The 15,280-nt window shown below is 37.0% G+C and carries 15 protein-coding genes; 12 read left to right on the top strand and 3 right to left on the bottom strand.

Going from position 1 to position 15,280, the window contains the following annotated elements; genetic code table 11:
• Positions 1-24: 24 nt before the first annotated feature.
• Entirely contained in the window at positions 25-1,647 is a 1,623-nt protein-coding gene (locus tag O3601_RS06765) for an ATP-binding cassette domain-containing protein (protein ID WP_000958767.1), read from the bottom strand.
• Positions 1,648-1,853: 206 nt separating this feature from the next.
• Here O3601_RS06765 and trpS point away from each other — a divergent pair, with 206 nt between their 5' ends.
• Entirely contained in the window at positions 1,854-2,879 is a 1,026-nt protein-coding gene (gene trpS / locus O3601_RS06760) for a tryptophan--tRNA ligase (protein ID WP_371471938.1), read from the top strand.
• A gap of 151 nt (positions 2,880-3,030) precedes the next feature.
• Positions 3,031-4,509 (top strand): IMP dehydrogenase, encoded by a 1,479-nt coding sequence (gene guaB / locus O3601_RS06755; RefSeq protein ID WP_000073412.1) that lies wholly within the window; start codon positions 3,031-3,033, stop codon positions 4,507-4,509.
• Positions 4,510-4,558: 49 nt separating this feature from the next.
• On the opposite strand, the gene recF is transcribed toward guaB, so the two are convergent.
• Together recF and yaaA are read right to left on the bottom strand one after the other, a co-directional pair.
• A complete protein-coding gene (recF, locus tag O3601_RS06750; RefSeq protein ID WP_371471936.1) occupies positions 4,559-5,656 on the bottom strand; it encodes a DNA replication/repair protein RecF in 1,098 nt (365 codons plus the stop codon).
• A 2-nt stretch (positions 5,657-5,658) separates the two neighbouring features.
• Positions 5,659-6,027 (bottom strand): S4 domain-containing protein YaaA, encoded by a 369-nt coding sequence (gene yaaA / locus O3601_RS06745; protein WP_371471935.1) that lies wholly within the window; start codon positions 6,025-6,027, stop codon positions 5,659-5,661.
• Between the two features lie 158 nt (positions 6,028-6,185).
• Between yaaA and yfmF the strand changes: the two genes are divergently transcribed.
• The 10 genes from yfmF to pcsB all read left to right on the top strand — a co-directional run bounded on the left by yfmF (position 6,186) and on the right by pcsB (position 15,235).
• On the top strand, positions 6,186-7,436 hold the full coding sequence (gene yfmF, locus O3601_RS06740) for an EF-P 5-aminopentanol modification-associated protein YfmF (RefSeq protein WP_371471932.1): 1,251 nt from the start codon (positions 6,186-6,188) through the stop codon (positions 7,434-7,436).
• Positions 7,433-8,716, top strand: a complete 1,284-nt coding sequence (gene yfmH, locus O3601_RS06735) for an EF-P 5-aminopentanol modification-associated protein YfmH (protein ID WP_371471930.1) — start codon at positions 7,433-7,435, stop codon at positions 8,714-8,716. The genes yfmF and yfmH overlap by 4 nt, the downstream gene beginning before the upstream one ends.
• Before the next feature lie 41 nt (positions 8,717-8,757).
• On the top strand, positions 8,758-9,600 hold the full coding sequence (gene rodZ, locus O3601_RS06730; protein ID WP_261064186.1) for a cytoskeleton protein RodZ: 843 nt from the start codon (positions 8,758-8,760) through the stop codon (positions 9,598-9,600).
• A gap of 10 nt (positions 9,601-9,610) precedes the next feature.
• Entirely contained in the window at positions 9,611-10,156 is a 546-nt protein-coding gene (gene pgsA / locus O3601_RS06725) for a CDP-diacylglycerol--glycerol-3-phosphate 3-phosphatidyltransferase (RefSeq protein ID WP_049511275.1), read from the top strand.
• Positions 10,153-10,980 (top strand): energy-coupling factor ABC transporter ATP-binding protein, encoded by an 828-nt coding sequence (locus tag O3601_RS06720; protein ID WP_371471928.1) that lies wholly within the window; start codon positions 10,153-10,155, stop codon positions 10,978-10,980. The genes pgsA and O3601_RS06720 overlap by 4 nt, the downstream gene beginning before the upstream one ends.
• Positions 10,965-11,804, top strand: coding sequence for an energy-coupling factor transporter ATPase (locus O3601_RS06715; protein WP_371471926.1), 840 nt, complete (start codon positions 10,965-10,967; stop codon positions 11,802-11,804). Before O3601_RS06720 ends, O3601_RS06715 begins: the two co-directional genes overlap by 16 nt.
• A complete protein-coding gene (locus tag O3601_RS06710; RefSeq protein ID WP_371471924.1) occupies positions 11,797-12,591 on the top strand; it encodes an energy-coupling factor transporter transmembrane protein EcfT in 795 nt (264 codons plus the stop codon). Before O3601_RS06715 ends, O3601_RS06710 begins: the two co-directional genes overlap by 8 nt.
• Positions 12,592-12,650: 59 nt before the next feature.
• The gene (gene mreC / locus O3601_RS06705) at positions 12,651-13,469 is read left to right on the top strand and encodes a rod shape-determining protein MreC (protein ID WP_371471922.1); all 819 of its coding nucleotides are present in this window, start codon (positions 12,651-12,653) and stop codon (positions 13,467-13,469) included.
• Positions 13,469-13,963: a rod shape-determining protein MreD gene (gene mreD, locus O3601_RS06700; RefSeq protein WP_371471921.1), complete on the top strand. Its 495-nt coding sequence runs from the start codon at positions 13,469-13,471 to the stop codon at positions 13,961-13,963. The genes mreC and mreD overlap by 1 nt, the downstream gene beginning before the upstream one ends.
• A 93-nt stretch (positions 13,964-14,056) precedes the next feature.
• A complete protein-coding gene (gene pcsB, locus O3601_RS06695; protein WP_261079512.1) occupies positions 14,057-15,235 on the top strand; it encodes a peptidoglycan hydrolase PcsB in 1,179 nt (392 codons plus the stop codon).
• Positions 15,236-15,280: the final 45 nt, after the last annotated feature.

Below are 15,280 nucleotides of genomic sequence, written 5' to 3'. Positions count from 1 at the left end.
TAATCCAACTGAGTTTTGAAGTTTTTAGTCTTTCCAAAGTTCTTTTACTTTTGCTTGTACTTCTGCATTTTCTAGGAATTCATCATAGGTTTCATCGATACGGTCAATGACGCCATTTTTGGACAAGACAATGATATGGTTAGCTAGAGTTTGAATAAACTCGTGGTCATGGCTGGCAAAGATGATTGATTCTTTAAAGTTTTTCAATCCATCATTCAAGCTTGAGATAGATTCCAAGTCCAAGTGATTGGTTGGGTCATCAAGTACAAGGACATTTGATTTCAAGAGCATGAGTTTTGAAAGCATGACACGAACTTTTTCTCCCCCTGACAAGACGTTTACAGGTTTGTTAACTTCATCTCCAGAGAAGAGCATACGGCCGAGGAAGCCACGTAGGAAAGTATTGTCATCTTCTTCTTTACTTGCGAATTGACGCAACCAGTCAAGGATTGACTCTCCTCCTGCAAAATCTGCCGAGTTATCTTTTGGCAAGTAAGAACGGCTAGTAGTTACTCCCCACTTGACAGTTCCTTCATAGTCAATGTCCCCCATGATTGCACGAATTAATGCAGTCGTTTGGATGTCATTTTGTCCAATTAGCGCTGTCTTATCACCTGGACGTAAGATAAAGCTGATATTATCTAAAATAGTCTCACCATCAATCTTTACAGATAGATTTTCTACTGTCAAGAGATCATTACCAATCTCACGTTCCGCTTTAAAGTTGATAAATGGATATTTACGACTAGATGGTACAATTTCTTCAAGTTCAATCTTATCAAGCATTTTCTTACGTGATGTTGCTTGTCTTGATTTAGAAGCATTAGCAGAGAAACGAGCAACGAACTCTTGCAATTGTTTAATTTTTTCTTCTGCTTTGGCATTACGGTCTGCTAGCAATTTAGCAGCGAGCTCAGAAGATTCCTTCCAGAAGTCATAGTTTCCGACATAGAGTTTGATTTTTCCAAAGTCAAGGTCGGCCATGTGAGTACATACTTTGTTTAAGAAGTGACGGTCGTGGGATACTACGATAACGGTGTTATCAAAGTCAATCAAGAAGTCTTCTAACCAAGTAATCGATTGGATATCCAAACCGTTGGTAGGCTCGTCCAATAGAAGAACATCTGGTTTACCAAACAGTGCTTTGGCAAGGAGAACCTTTACTTTCTCACCGTTAGCCAATTCACTCATATTTTGATAGTGCAATTCTTCTGGGATATTTAGGTTTTGAAGGAGTTGAGAGGCTTCACTTTCTGCTTCCCAGCCTCCAAGCTCGGCAAACTCTCCTTCAAGTTCGGCAGCACGTACTCCATCTTCGTCTGAGAAATCTTCTTTCATGTAGATAGCATCTTTCTCCTTCATGATGCTATAAAGTTTTTCATTTCCCATGATAACGACATCAATGGCACGTTCATCTTCATAGTCAAAGTGATTTTGACGAAGAACAGAGAGACGTTCATCTGGACCAAGAGAGATGTGACCAGTAGTAGGTTCGATATCTCCAGCTAAAATTTTTAAAAAGGTTGATTTTCCGGCACCATTAGCACCGATTAATCCGTAAGTATTTCCTTCTGTAAATTTGATATTGACATCATCAAAAAGTTTGCGATCACTAAAACGTAGTGAAACATCAGATACTGTAAGCAATGTTTTTCTCCTATAATGTGTAATATATTTATTCTACTAGAAAATACGGAAATATTCAAATTTTTATCTGTCAATTTTGTGTAAATTAAATTTACAGCACACTTTACACAAATCCGTAAATAGCAAGGTTGATTTATTTTGATAAATTGCGGTTATTTCATTAAAAAAATGCTATAATTGAAGGGACCATATCGAAGGAGAATAAAATGACTAAACCCATTATTTTAACAGGAGACCGTCCAACAGGAAAATTGCATATTGGACATTATGTTGGAAGTCTCAAAAATCGAGTATTATTACAGGAAGAGGATAAGTATGATATGTTTGTGTTCTTGGCTGACCAACAAGCCTTGACAGATCATGCCAAAGATCCTCAAACCATTGTAGAGTCTATCGGAAATGTGGCTTTGGATTACCTTGCAGTTGGATTGAATCCAAGTAAGTCAACTATTTTTATTCAAAGCCAGATTCCAGAGTTGGCTGAGTTGTCTATGTATTATATGAATCTGGTTTCATTAGCACGTCTGGAGCGTAATCCAACTGTCAAGACAGAAATTGCTCAGAAAGGATTTGGAGAAAGCATTCCGACAGGATTCTTGGTCTATCCAATAGCTCAAGCAGCTGACATTACAGCTTTCAAGGCTAACTATGTTCCTGTTGGGACAGACCAAAAACCAATGATTGAGCAAACTCGTGAGATTGTTCGTTCTTTTAACAATGCATATAACTGTGATGTTTTGGTGGAACCAGAAGGTATTTATCCAGAAAATGAGAGAGCAGGGCGTTTGCCTGGTTTAGATGGAAATGCTAAAATGTCTAAATCACTCAATAACGGTATTTATTTAGCTGATGATGCGGATACTTTGCGTAAAAAAGTGATGAGTATGTATACAGATCCAGATCATATCCGCGTTGAGGATCCAGGTAAAATTGAAGGAAATATGGTTTTCCATTATCTAGATGTTTTTGGTCGTCCAGAAGATGCTCAAGAAATTGCTGACATGAAAGAACATTATCAACGAGGTGGTCTTGGTGATGTAAAGACCAAGCGTTATCTACTTGAAATATTAGAACGTGAACTTGGTCCTATTCGAGAGCGCCGTATCGAATTTGCTAAGGATATGGGAGAAGTTTATAATATGCTTCAAAAAGGTAGTGAAAGAGCACGTGAAGTTGCAGGTCAAACCCTATCTGAGGTTAAAGGAGCAATGGGACTTCATTACTTTAACTAGGCTTATTTTACAAGAAACTATCATTTCTATCTCAAAGAAAAGATAGTTTTTTATTTACCCCTGTAACATTTGACAAATTTTTATAGAATGGTATGATAGATACAATATAAAAAGAGTCAAGCTCAAAAAGAAAGAAAAGAGGAAACTTCGAATGTCTAATTGGGACACTAAATTTTTGAAAAAAGGTTTTACCTTTGATGATGTATTGCTTATTCCAGCTGAAAGTCATGTGTTGCCTAACGATGCAGATTTAACAACTAAATTGGCAGATAATCTGACTTTAAATATCCCAATTATTACCGCTGCCATGGACACAGTAACAGAGAGTCAAATGGCTATTGCTATTGCTCGTGCAGGTGGTCTCGGAGTTATCCATAAAAACATGTCAATTGCTCAACAAGCAGACGAGGTTCGCAAGGTAAAACGTTCTGAAAATGGAGTTATTATTGATCCGTTCTTCTTGACTCCTGAGCATACAATTGCTGAAGCAGATGAGCTTATGGGACGTTACCGCATCAGTGGTGTTCCAGTTGTTGAAACACTTGAAAATCGTAAATTAGTTGGTATTTTGACAAACCGAGATCTTCGTTTTATTTCAGATTATAACCAACCAATCTCAAACCATATGACCAGTGAAAATCTTGTGACTGCTCCTGTAGGTACAGACCTTGCAACAGCTGAGAATATTCTTCAAGAACACCGTATTGAAAAGCTTCCTTTGGTAGATGAAGAAGGTCGTCTTTCTGGTTTGATTACTATCAAAGATATTGAAAAAGTTATTGAGTTTCCAAATGCTGCTAAAGATGAGTTTGGTCGTCTTCTAGTTGCAGGTGCAGTAGGTGTTACTTCAGATACATTTGAACGTGCAGAGGCTCTTTTTGAGGCAGGAGCTGACGCAATTGTTATCGATACGGCACATGGTCATTCTGCAGGTGTCTTGCGTAAAATTGCTGAGATTCGTGCTCACTTCCCAGATCGTACTTTGATTGCTGGAAATATTGCTACTGCTGAGGGAGCGCGCGCACTTTACGAAGCAGGTGTAGATGTTGTCAAGGTTGGGATTGGACCAGGTTCTATCTGTACTACTCGTGTGATTGCTGGTGTTGGTGTTCCACAAGTAACAGCTATCTATGATGCTGCAGCTGTTGCGCGTGAATATGGTAAAACGATCATTGCTGACGGTGGAATCAAGTATTCTGGAGATATTGTAAAAGCCCTTGCTGCAGGTGGAAATGCAGTTATGCTTGGATCAATGTTTGCTGGAACTGATGAAGCTCCAGGCGAAACTGAAATCTTCCAAGGACGTAAGTTCAAGACTTATCGTGGTATGGGATCAATTGCTGCTATGAAGAAAGGTTCAAGCGATCGTTACTTCCAAGGTTCTGTCAATGAAGCAAATAAACTCGTTCCAGAAGGAATTGAAGGTCGTGTTGCTTATAAAGGAGCGGCAGCTGATATTGTTTTCCAAATGATTGGTGGTATTCGCTCTGGTATGGGTTACTGTGGTGCAGCTAACCTTAAAGAACTACACGATAATGCTCAATTTATTGAAATGTCTGGTGCTGGTTTGAAAGAAAGCCACCCTCACGATGTACAAATTACTAATGAGGCACCAAATTATTCTATGTAAAAGAAATGAAAAGAACTCCTGCAAAAACAGGAGTTCTTTTACAATGTTGTCAATTGTAATTTACAGAAACTTTACCATCCTGAATAGTGAAGATACTTAGATTTTCTGGCAGATTTTGAAGATGGTCTAAGCTTGTTGTTGTGATAAAGGTTTGGATTGAATAAGAAATCGTTTCTAATAATTTTAGTTGTCTAGTGTTGTCAAGTTCGCTCATAACATCGTCAAGCAGTAATATTGGAGATTCTGTAGTAATGCTTTCCATTAATTCGATTTCTGCTAATTTTATCGATAGGACGAGACTACGATGTTGACCTTGACTTCCGAAACTAGCATCCATCCCATTTATATAAAAAGAAATATCATCTCGATGAGGACCAACACCAGTATTCTTTTTGAATAGATCTCTGGACCTACTTTTTTCTAAGGCAATTTTGAAAGATTCTGATAAGTCTTCTGTGTCAGTTGGCTTTACAGAAGATTGATAGGATATTGACAACTCTTCAATCTGATTAGAAAGTTCAAAATGTTTCTTACGGCCAAAATGCTCTAGTTTTTTAATAAAATCTAAGCGGTGATTCATCACACGACATCCATAATCAACTAGCTGATCATCCAACACTGAAAGGAAGGTTTCATCTATTTTTTGAGCTGATTTTAGATAGGTATTTCTTTGCTTAAGGATATGGCTATAATTGGTTAAATCTGATAAATAGATTGGCTTAATTTGCCCAAGCTCCATATCAATGAATTTTCGTCGAACCGAAGGTGCTCCTTTAATTAGTTGTAGATCTTCAGGAGCAAATAAGACAACATTCATGTGTCCGACATAATCTGAAAGTCGTGCCTGTTTTAAATGATTAACTTTTGTTACACGGCCTTTTTGTGTTAGTTCGATTTCTAGGGGAATGGATCCAGTTTTTTTCTGAACGAGACCTGAAAGATGAAGTTGTTCCTCATCAAAATGAATGAGATTTTTATCTGTTCTAGTTCGATGACTACGTGTCAAGGCTAAAAAATAGATAGCCTCTAACATATTTGTTTTACCTTGTGCATTGCGTCCTAAAAAGACATTTAATTTAGGATTAAAGTCTATTTTCGTCTCTTTGTAGTTACGAAAAGTTTTGAGAGATAGGTGTTGTAACCACATGATTATCTACCAGGGAATCGCGGAGCTTGTTTGCTTTTGGGTGATGAAGTAGGTTTAGAGTTGTCTTTTTTTACTCCTTTATTCATCTCCTTGACAAGTTTAGCGATTCGTTCTTTTTCAACTTTATCAGCCTGGTATTCATCCTGTTCTTCAGAAGTAGGTTGTGTCAATAAGATGTCAATATTCATGTCAGGGATGTCAATTTTATCGCCAATACGAAGTTTTTTACCGCGACGACTCTCTAATTCCCCATTAAAGTAAACAGAATGTTCAGAGAGAAATGATTTGATAGCTCCTCCGCTATGTGTAATTCCAAGTTCTTTGAGTAGTGCTTGGAGGGTAATAAATTCTTCAAATAATTTGTATTCCATAATTCACCTCAATCTTTGGTATTATACCATATTTTCCTAAAAATAGTGAGAGAAACAAGGAGTAATGTAAGCGATTTTTATTTCAAAAGTGTTACAGAGAACAAGAAAATTTCAGGTTTTCGTGATATAATAGAAGTCTGTATATAAGGAGGTAAATCATGGAGTTAGTGAATGGAATTTCAACACATTTTATCCAATCAAAAAAGTTTAAAACGAACAAAATCACCGTGCGTTTTACCGCTCCATTATCCCTCGATACGATTGCAGGTCGCATGTTGAGTGCGAGTATGCTAGAGACTGCTAATCAGATGTACCCCACTTCTCAAGATTTGAGAAGACACTTGGCCAGTCTATATGGTACAGATATGTCAACCAATTGTTTTAGAAGAGGGCAAAGTCATATTGTAGACTTGACATTTACCTATGTTCGTGATGAGTTTTTAAGTAAGAAAAATGTGCTAACTTCTCAGGTTTTGGAACTAGTAAAAGAGACTCTTTTCTCACCCGTGGTAGTTGATAATGGATTTGATCCAGCCTTATTTGAAATTGAGAAAAAGCAATTGCTAGCAAGTTTAGCAGCTGATATGGATGATTCTTTTTATTTTGCACATAAAGAATTAGATAAATTATTTTTTCATGATCAACGTCTCCAATTGGAATACAGTGATTTACGAAATCGTATTTTAGCTGAAACTCCACAAAGTTCTTATTCTTGTTTCCAAGAATTTTTGGCCAATGATCGAATAGATTTCTTTTTCTTAGGTGATTTTAATGAGATTGAAATTCAAAATGTATTAGAATCATTTGGCTTTAAAGGTCGAGAAGGAGATGTGAAGGTTCAGTATTGTCAACCTTATTCCAATATTCTGCAAGAGGGTATGATTCGGAAAAATGTGGGACAATCCATTTTGGAATTAGGTTATCATTGTCCTTCTGAATATGGTGATGAGCAACATTTACCCATGATTGTAATGAATGGTTTACTTGGTGGATTTGCTCATTCTAAATTATTTACAAATGTCCGTGAAAATGCTGGATTGGCTTATACTATTTCAAGTCAGCTTGATTTGTTTAGTGGATTCTTGAGGATGTATGCTGGCATTGATAGAGAAAATCGGAACCAGGCTCGTAAAATGATGAATAATCAACTGATCGATTTAAAAAAAGGATATTTTACAGAGCTTGAGCTAGAGCAGACCAAGGAAATGATTCGTCGGTCTTTGTTACTTTCTCAAGATAATCAATCTTCATTGATTGAACGTGCTTATCAAAATTCTTTACTTGGGAAATATTCAGCAGACTTTAAAACTTGGATTGAAAAGCTCGAGCAAGTTGACAAAGATGATATTTGTAGAGCAGCTAATAATGTGAAATTACAGGCGATTTACTTTATGGAAGGAATAGAATGACAAAGGTTGTTTTTGAAGAAAAATACTATCCAGCTGTAAAAGAAATGGTTTATCGAACTCGTTTATCAAATGGATTGACAGTTGCTCTTTTGCCTAAAAAAGAATTTAAAGAGGTTTACGGGAGTGTAACTATACAGTTTGGTTCGGTAGATACGCTTGTCACAGAAGTTGACGGAGATGTAAAAAGCTATCCTGCAGGAATTGCTCATTTTCTTGAACATAAATTGTTTGAGAGAAAAGATTCTAGCGATTTGCTGTCGGCTTTTACGAGTCTAGGTGCAGATAGTAATGCCTTTACAAGCTTTACAAAAACAAACTATCTTTTTTCAGCAACGGATCATTTTTTAGAAAATTTAGAGTTACTTGATGAATTGGTAACATCAGCACATTTTACTGAAGATTCCATTTTAAGAGAGCAGGATATTATTCAGCAAGAACGAGAAATGTATCAAGATGACCCAGATTCGTGTTTATTCTTTTCAACTTTAGCGAATTTGTATCCTGGTACACCTTTAGCAACTGATATTGTTGGAAGTGAGGAGTCGATTTCTCAAATTAATCTAACTAATTTGCAAGAAAATTTTACAAGATTTTACAAACCTGTAAACATGTCTCTGTTTTTAGTTGGTAATTTTGATGTGGAGCGAGTACAGGACTATTTTGAAAGAAAAGAACTGAAAGATTCAGATGTTCAGGATGTAGCAAGAGAAAAGTTTGTTTTACAGGCTGTAAAGCAAGCAGACAGTATGAGAATGGAAGTATCTTCTCCTAAACTAGCGATTGGGATTAGAGGTAATCGAGAAGTTGCTGAGGCGGATTGCTATCGACATCATGTTTTATTAAAATTATTGTTTGCAATGATGTTTGGTTGGACTTCGGATCGTTTTCAAAAGTTATATGAATCAGGTAAAATAGATGCTTCCTTATCTCTTGAAATTGAAGTAACAAGTCGTTTTCATTTTGTTATGTTGACAATGGATACGAAAGAGCCAGTTGCTTTATCTCATCAATTTAGGAAGGCAATTCGTAATTTTACAAAGGATTTAGATATTACAGAGGATCATTTAGATATTATAAAAAGAGAGATGTTTGGAGAATTTTTCAGTAGCATGAACTCTCTTGAATTTATTGCAACGCAATATGATGCTTTTGAATATGGTGAGACAATTTTTGATTTACCAAAGATTTTACAGGAAATTACTTTAGAGGATGTCCTTGAAGCAGGGCATCACTTAATAGATGAAGGGGATATAGTTGATTTTACAATATTCCCATCGTAGTAACCTATCATAATAGACACTAGAAAGAAGGGATGACAAGTATGAGGAAAAAAACAATTGGTGAGGTTTTACGATTAGCTAGAATCAATCAGGGATTGAGTTTAGATGAATTGCAGAAAAAGACAGAAATCCAGTTAGATATGTTGGAAGCAATGGAAGCAGACGATTTCGATCAACTTCCAAGTCCTTTTTACACGCGTTCTTTCTTGAAAAAATATGCATGGGCTGTTGAGTTAGATGATCAAATTGTTTTGAATGCTTATGATTCTGGGAGTATGATTACTTATGAGGAAGTAGATGTTGATGAAGATGAGTTGACAGGTCGTAGACGTTCAAGTAAGAAAAAGAAGAAAAAAACATCCTTTTTACCTTTATTTTATTTTATCCTTTTTGCTTTATCGATTTTAATTTTTGTGACCTATTATGTTTGGAACTATATTCAAACTCAACCAGAGGGAGCTTCTCTTTCTAATTACAGTGTGGTTCAATCAACAAGTTCAATAAGTTCAACTAGCTCTGTTACCCACTCCTCAAGTAGTAGTTCATCTAGCAGTTCTTCTAGTATAGAATCAGCTATAAGTGTATCAGGCGAAGGAAATCATGTAGAAATCGCTTATAAGACAAGTAAGGAAACAGTTAAATTGCAATTGGCAGTTTCAGATGTTACAAGTTGGGTTAGTGTTTCAGAAAGTGAGCTTGAGGGCGGTGTAACCTTATCGCCAGAGAAGAAAAGTGCAGAAGCAACAGTTGCAACTAAAAGTCCTGTAACCATTACGTTAGGTGTTGTCAAAGGTGTTGCTTTGACAGTAGATAATCAGACTGTTGATTTATCGAAATTAACAGCTCAGACTGGACAAATAACTGTAACCTTTACTAAAAATTAAGGAAAAACGAATGAAAAAAGAACAAATTCCCAATCTCTTAACAATAGGTCGAATTCTCTTTATACCTATTTTTATCTTTATTTTAACGATAGGAAATTCGATAGAGAGTCATATAGTGGCAGCTATTATCTTTGCTGTTGCCAGTATTACCGACTATTTAGATGGATATTTAGCTCGTAAATGGAATGTGGTCAGTAATTTTGGTAAATTTGCAGATCCTATGGCGGATAAGTTACTAGTTATGTCGGCTTTTATTATGTTGATTGAGTTAGGTATGGCTCCGGCTTGGATTGTTGCAGTTATTATCTGTCGAGAGTTGGCTGTGACAGGTTTAAGGCTTTTATTGGTTGAAACTGGTGGAACGGTTTTAGCAGCGGCAATGCCTGGAAAAATTAAAACTTTCAGTCAGATGTTTGCCATTATTTTCTTGCTATTACATTGGACTTTGCTTGGTCAAGTTCTACTTTATGTAGCCTTATTTTTCACTATCTACTCTGGCTATGATTATTTCAAGGGTAGTGCCTATGTATTTAAAGGGACATTTGGTTCGAAATGAAATCAATAATTGATGTAAAAAATCTTTCTTTTCGTTATAAGGAAAGTCAGGAGTACTATGATGTGAAAGATATTACGTTTCACGTGAAACGTGGGGAATGGCTTTCGATTGTAGGGCATAATGGTAGTGGTAAATCAACGACGGTTCGATTAATTGATGGCTTACTTGAAGCAGAATCCGGAGAGATTGCAATTGATGGCCAACGGTTGACTGAGGGGAATGTTTGGAGTATACGTCGTCAAATCGGTATGGTTTTTCAAAATCCAGATAATCAATTTGTTGGAGCGACTGTTGAAGATGATGTTGCCTTTGGTTTGGAAAATCAGGGACTTTCTCGTCAAGAAATGAGAAAGAGAGTGGAAGAAGCTCTGGATTTGGTTGGCATGTTGGACTTTAAAAAGAGAGAGCCAGCACGTCTATCAGGTGGCCAAAAGCAACGTGTGGCTATTGCAGGTGTTGTAGCCCTAAGACCAGCGATTCTAATCCTAGATGAGGCAACGAGTATGTTGGATCCTGAGGGTCGTAGAGAACTGATTGAGACAGTAAAAGGAATTCGGAAAGACTATGATATGACGGTCATTTCCATTACACATGATTTGGAAGAAGTTGCCATGAGTGACCGCGTATTGGTCATGAAAAAAGGGGAAATTGAATCAACTAGTAGTCCAAGAGAACTTTTCTCTCGAAATGATTTAGATCAAATCGGATTAGACGATCCTTTTGCTAATCAATTAAAAAATTCTTTAAGCCAGAATGGCTATGATTTGCCTGAAAATTATTTGACAGAAAGTGAGCTAGAGGATAAGCTATGGGAATTGCTCTAGAAAATGTGAGTTTTACATATCAAGAAGGGACTCCTTTAGCTTCAACAGCTTTGTCGGATGTTTCTTTGACGATTGAAGATGGTTCTTATACGGCTTTAATTGGGCACACAGGTAGTGGTAAATCAACTATTTTACAACTCTTAAATGGTTTATTGGTGCCAAGTCAAGGGAGTGTGCGGGTCTTTGATACCTTAATCACCTCAACTTCTAAAAATAAAGACATTCGTCAAATTAGAAAACAGGTTGGCTTGGTATTTCAGTTTGCTGAAAATCAGATTTTTGAAGAAACGGTTTTGAAAGACGTTGCTTTTGGGCCACAAAATTTTGGAGTTTCTGAAGAAGATGCGGAGCGGATTGCGCGTGAAAAACTGGCTTTGGTTGGAATTGCTGAATCACTTTTTGATCGTAGTCCGTTTGAGCTATCAGGTGGACAAATGAGACGTGTCGCCATTGCAGGCATACTTGCCATGGAACCAGCCATATTAGTCTTAGATGAGCCCACAGCAGGTCTGGATCCTTTGGGTAGAAAAGAGTTGATGACCCTGTTCAAAAAACTCCACCAGTCAGGGATGACCATCGTTTTGGTAACGCATTTGATGGATGATGTTGCTGAATATGCGAACCAAGTCTATGTGATGGAAAAGGGACGTTTAGTTAAAGGTGGGAAACCAAGTGATGTCTTTCAAGATGTTGTCTTTATGGAAGAAGTGCAGTTGGGAGTACCTAAAATTACAGCCTTTTGTAAACGATTGGCTGATAGAGGCGTGTCATTTAAACGATTACCGATTAGGATAGAGGAATTCAAGGAGTCGCTAAATGGATAGTATGATTTTGGGGCGTTATATCCCAGGGGATTCGATTGTTCACCGATTGGATCCACGTAGCAAATTACTGGCTATGATGCTACTGATTTTGATTGTGTTTTGGGCTAATAATCCTTTGACGAATCTGATTCTTTTTATAGCGACAGGGATATTTATTGCCTTGTCAGGAGTATCTCTTTCATTTTTTGTTCAGGGCTTGAAGTCTATGTTTTTCTTGATTGCCTTCACAACTATTTTTCAACTATTTTTCATTTCTAATGGGAATGTTTTATTTGAGTTTTCGTTTGTGAGAATCACAGATTATGCTTTGCAACAAGCTGGAATTATTTTTTGTCGCTTTGTATTGATTATTTTCTTTTCAACTTTGTTAACCTTAACGACCATGCCCTTAAGTTTGGCCTCAGCTGTCGAAGCTTTGTTAGCGCCTTTAAAGCGTGTGAAAGTTCCAGTTCATGAAATTGGATTGATGCTGTCCATGAGTCTACGTTTTGTCCCAACATTAATGGATGATACGACGCGGATTATGAATGCGCAGAAAGCACGTGGAGTGGATTTTGGAGAAGGAAGCATTGTTCAAAAAGTAAAGGCGATGATTCCCATTTTGATTCCTCTTTTTGCGACAAGTTTAAAACGTGCGGATTCCTTGGCTATTGCTATGGAAGCGCGTGGTTATAAGGGGGGGAAAGGCAGAAGTCAATACAGACAATTGAAATGGACTCGAAAGGATACGCTGACCATTCTTGTTGTTCTCGTACTTGGTTGTTGTTTATTTTTCTTAAAATCTTAGTAGCTTTCAGGAATTGATAAAAAAGTTACTGTAACAGTTTTTGATATAAAGGTAGGGATATGAACCGTTTTAAAAAATCAAAATATGTCATTATTGTTTTTGTCACTGTTCTGCTTGTGTCAGCTCTCTTAGCGACGACTTATTCAAGCACAATTGTGACAAAATTAGGCGATGGAATCTCATTGGTTGATAGGGTTGTGCAAAAACCGTTTCAGTGGTTTGATTCTGTCAAATCAGATTTGGCTCATTTGACACGAACTTATAATGAAAATGAAAGTTTGAAGAAACAGATTTACCAGTTAGAAGTTAAATCAAATGAGGCGGAAAGTTTAAAGACAGAAAATGAACAATTGCGTCAATTGCTTGTTATGAAGTCCAAGTTGCAAGCTACAAAGACTTTGGCAGCAGATGTTATTATGCGTTCTCCGGTATCTTGGAAGCAGGAATTGACCTTAGATGTAGGTAAATCAAAAGGGGCTTCTGAGAACATGTTAGCTATTGCAAATGGTGGCTTGATTGGGAGTGTTTCAAAAGTAGAGGAGAACTCTACTATGGTCAACCTTTTGACAAATACGGAAAATGCAGATAAGATTTCTGTTAAAATTCAACACGGCACTACCACAATTTATGGAATTGTTGTTGGCTACGACAAGGAAAATGAAGTTCTTAAAATTAGCCAATTAAATAGCAATAGCGATATTAGTACAGGCGATAAGGTGACAACGGGTGGATTAGGAAACTTTAACGTTGCGGATATTCCTGTTGGTGAAGTGGTTGCCACAACGCATAGTACAGACTATTTGACACGAGAAGTAACTGTTAAATTGAGTGCAGATACTCATAATGTGGATGTGATAGAATTAGTGGGGAATTCATAATGAGACAGTTGAAGCGGGTTGGAGTGTTTTTATTGCTTCCTTTCTTTGTTCTAATTGACGCCCATATTAGCCAGCTTCTGGGCTCATTTTTCCCCCATGTACATTTGGCTAGTCATTTTCTTTTTCTATTTCTATTATTTGAGACGATAGAAGTATCAGAGTATTTCTACCTAGTCTATTGTTTTGTGATAGGCTTGGTTTACGATGTTTACTTTTTCCATCTAATAGGGATTGCAACTCTCTTATTTATCTTACTGGGAGCCTTTCTTCATAAATTGAATAGTGTTATTTTATTGAATCGTTGGACAAGAATCTTGGCTATGATTGTTATGAGTTTTCTATTTGATATGGGAGCTTATCTCTTTGCATTAGCGGTAGGTTTAACTCTAGATAGTCTGCCGATATTTATCGTTTACAGTCTAGTACCATCAATGATTTTAAATCTTGTGTGGATGCTTATTTTTCAGTTTATTTTTGAAAAATATTATCTATAAGAAAGAAACAAAAATGTAACAAAGGCGTAATATTCATTAGGCCTTTTTTTGGTATACTAGTATTGTCTTTAAAAGAAGGAGTATCTACGTAATATGAAGAAAAAAATCTTAGCGTCACTTTTATTAAGTACAGTAATGGTTTCTCAAGTAGCTGTTTTAACAACTGCGCATGCAGAAACGACTGATGACAAAATTGCTGCTCAAGATAATAAAATTAGTAACTTAACAGCACAACAACAAGAAGCCCAAAAACAAGTTGACCAAATTCAGGAACAAGTATCAGCTATTCAAGCTGAGCAATCTAACTTGCAAGCTGAAAATGATAGATTACAAGCAGAATCTAAAAAACTTGAGAATGAGATTACAGAACTTTCTAAAAACATTGTATCTCGCAATGATTCTTTGGAAAAACAAGCCCGTAGTGCTCAAACAAATGGAGCTGCAACTAGCTACATTAATACAATTGTAAACTCAAAATCAATTACAGAAGCTATTTCACGTGTTGCAGCAATGAATGAAATTGTATCTGCTAACAACAAAATGTTGGAACAACAAAAAGCAGATAAAAAAGCAATTTCTGAGAAGCAAGTGGCAAACAATGACGCAATTAATACAGTAATTGCAAATCAACAGAAATTGTCTGATGATGCACAAGCTCTAACAACGAAACAAGCTGAGTTGAAGGCTGCAGAATTAAATCTTGCTGCTGAAAAAGCGACAGCAGAAGATGAAAAAGCAAGTTTGCTAGAGAAAAAAGCAGAAGCAGAAGCGGCAGCAAAAGCAGCAGCAGCGGCAGAAACAGCTTATAAAGAAAAACAAGCTAGCCAACAACAATCAGTACTTGCTTCAGCAAACACTAACTTAACAGCTCAAGTGCAAGCAGTATCTGAATCTGCAGCAGCACCTGTCCGTGCAAAAGTTCGTCCAACATACAGTACAAACGCTTCAAGTTATCCAATTGGAGAATGTACATGGGGAGTTAAAACATTAGCACCTTGGGCTGGAGACTATTGGGGTAATGGAGCACAGTGGGCTACAAGCGCAGCTGCTGCAGGATTCCGTACAGGTTCAACACCTCAAGTTGGTGCGATTGCATGTTGGAATGATGGTGGATATGGACACGTAGCAGTAGTTACAGCTGTTTCATCATCAACAAGTATTCAAGTATCAGAATCAAATTATGCAGGTAATCGCACACTTGGAAATCACCGTGGATGGTTCAATCCAACAACAACTTCTGAAGGTTTTGTTACATATATTTATGCAGATTAATTTACAGAGGGACTCGAATAGAGCCCTCTTTTCAGGTTTTACCAT

Source organism: Streptococcus sp. 20925_1_69 (assembly GCF_041432365.1).
Classification (GTDB): Bacteria; Bacillota; Bacilli; order Lactobacillales; family Streptococcaceae; genus Streptococcus.
Note: the sequence above shows the minus strand (reverse complement) of the source record. Positions and strands in the feature narration are given on the sequence as shown.

Coding starts and splice junctions, on each gene's coding strand:
- pcsB (WP_261079512.1), top strand. CDS start 14,057: ATGAAGAAAAAAATCTTAGCGTCACTTTTATTAAGTACAGTAATGGTT.
- mreC (WP_371471922.1), top strand. CDS start 12,651: ATGAACCGTTTTAAAAAATCAAAATATGTCATTATTGTTTTTGTCACT.
- yfmF (WP_371471932.1), top strand. CDS start 6,186: ATGGAGTTAGTGAATGGAATTTCAACACATTTTATCCAATCAAAAAAG.
- O3601_RS06710 (WP_371471924.1), top strand. CDS start 11,797: ATGGATAGTATGATTTTGGGGCGTTATATCCCAGGGGATTCGATTGTT.
- recF (WP_371471936.1), bottom strand. CDS start 5,656: ATGTGGTTACAACACCTATCTCTCAAAACTTTTCGTAACTACAAAGAG.
- yaaA (WP_371471935.1), bottom strand. CDS start 6,027: ATGGAATACAAATTATTTGAAGAATTTATTACCCTCCAAGCACTACTC.
- yfmH (WP_371471930.1), top strand. CDS start 7,433: ATGACAAAGGTTGTTTTTGAAGAAAAATACTATCCAGCTGTAAAAGAA.
- trpS (WP_371471938.1), top strand. CDS start 1,854: ATGACTAAACCCATTATTTTAACAGGAGACCGTCCAACAGGAAAATTG.
- O3601_RS06720 (WP_371471928.1), top strand. CDS start 10,153: ATGAAATCAATAATTGATGTAAAAAATCTTTCTTTTCGTTATAAGGAA.
- pgsA (WP_049511275.1), top strand. CDS start 9,611: ATGAAAAAAGAACAAATTCCCAATCTCTTAACAATAGGTCGAATTCTC.
- guaB (WP_000073412.1), top strand. CDS start 3,031: ATGTCTAATTGGGACACTAAATTTTTGAAAAAAGGTTTTACCTTTGAT.
- O3601_RS06715 (WP_371471926.1), top strand. CDS start 10,965: ATGGGAATTGCTCTAGAAAATGTGAGTTTTACATATCAAGAAGGGACT.
- rodZ (WP_261064186.1), top strand. CDS start 8,758: ATGAGGAAAAAAACAATTGGTGAGGTTTTACGATTAGCTAGAATCAAT.
- mreD (WP_371471921.1), top strand. CDS start 13,469: ATGAGACAGTTGAAGCGGGTTGGAGTGTTTTTATTGCTTCCTTTCTTT.